The sequence below is a fragment of the Desulfovibrio sp. 1188_IL3213 genome (assembly GCF_036763145.1).
GTDB lineage: Bacteria > Desulfobacterota > Desulfovibrionia > Desulfovibrionales > Desulfovibrionaceae > Desulfovibrio.
Genome location: NZ_JBAIYR010000482.1, coordinates 1 through 1,594 on the forward strand (window position 1 = coordinate 1; position 1,594 = coordinate 1,594).

Below are 1,594 nucleotides of genomic sequence, written 5' to 3' on the forward strand. Positions count from 1 at the left end.
TCGAGGTTTCAATGGCGCTCAAGGGCGACATGGCGCTTCTGGACCGTCATGCCAGAGACATCACCGCGATCATGAATGTTATTTCCGACATAGCGGATCAGACCAACCTGCTGGCCCTGAACGCCGCCATTGAGGCTGCCCGCGCCGGTGACGCCGGGCGCGGCTTTGCCGTGGTGGCTGACGAGGTGCGCAAGCTGGCTGAAAAAACCATGACGTCCACCAGCGATGTGGGCAGCGCCATCGGGGCTATCCAGCAAAGCACCGCCAAGAGTATGGCTTCGATGGACAATGCTGTGACCCAGGTGGAACAGGCCACGGCCTATTCCGGTAAATCGGGGCAGGCGCTCAACGACATTGTGGGTACGGTGGAAGACGCCGTGGGCCGGATCAGCGCCATTGCTGCGGCCAGCGAGGAGCAGTCCGTAGCCAGTGAGCAGATCAACCGGTCCATTGATGAGGTCAACAGCGTCATGGCGAGCACAGCCAGATCAATGGCCGAGGCACGTCAGGAAACGGACAGGCTTGTGGCCCTTATCAAGCGGCTGGCGGATTTGACGGCACACCTGCAGGAATAGGACAGTTTTACTTTTAAACTGTTTCGGCGGCTGCATGGGCAGATGCCCGTCACAAAAAATGCCGTCTCGTTGTCCAACGGTTTGCGTGGGCGGCCAGCAGCGTGATGCATTTGCGCTGTTAGACAGTGTCGTCACGAGCGCCTTTCCCGGTATCTCTGCGTCGAACTTCGCCTTTTATTCCGGTCGAGTACCATAAGAGTACACTCCCTGCATAAAAGGCTCGTTCTCCTTGATATACCAAGGAAATTCATCTCGTGACAACACTGTCTAGGCGCCGAAGCGAGCGTGCCTTAAAATTTGAGGCTATCCACTCTTAAAGTTAATCTGCTTTAAATGTTTTGAAAATGCAGATTTGAAAAAGTAAAATGCGCTATCCGCACTGGCAGGGTGTTTTTTATTCAATATCTTAACGTAGTGAAGGCCGGGAATTTTCCCGGCCTTCACTGTTTTTTCGTTTTTCGCAAAGCTTATTGGCCGTTTTGCGCCAGGTGTTGCAATACGGCCATCTGGTCGGCCTCACTTTCCGTCATGTCTGCCGCTGGAGGCATGGCCCCTGCGGCGGCAGGCTGTATGCCCTCGATCTGCGTTTGCGGGCCTGCGGCTTCGGTCTGCCCCTGGGACGGCTGCCCGGGTGATGCCGCCATGCTGTCGTGCGCCAGTACATCGGCGGTGTCTGACAACGTCCCTGTATTCTGCATCGCCACTGGAAAGAGGCTGTCGTCTTGCGCCATCAGGGGCTGTGCGCCCTCAAGCCCTTGCGCGGGCGGGGGCAGGGCGTCTTCAAGGTCCATAATCAGAGGGTCGGTTTGCTCGTTCATGAAGCTGTCGGCAAGCTCTTCATCCAGCATGTCCACAAGCAGCACGGGGATATCGTCCTCGGCATGCGTCGTGTCTGCGGCGTCCGGTCCCTGATGGGTCGCGTCTGAATGCATCGTGTCCGCAGCCTCGGTGCTCGTGTGGGCCGGTTCCTGGGCGTCTTCCTGCCCTGCGTGCGTGTGGCTGTCGCCGTCCGGCACGTC

General features: G+C 57.8%; 2 protein-coding genes. One reads left to right on the plus strand and one right to left on the minus strand.

The annotated features are described in order from the left end of the window. Positions 1–575, plus strand: a 575-nt coding sequence (locus tag V6C16_RS12825; RefSeq protein ID WP_333543395.1) for a methyl-accepting chemotaxis protein, incomplete at its 5' end; no start/stop codon positions are given. A 467-nt stretch (positions 576–1,042) separates the two neighbouring features. Here V6C16_RS12825 and V6C16_RS12830 read toward each other — a convergent pair. Next, on the minus strand, positions 1,043–1,594 hold a 552-nt coding region (locus tag V6C16_RS12830; protein WP_333543396.1), incomplete at its 5' end, for a hypothetical protein.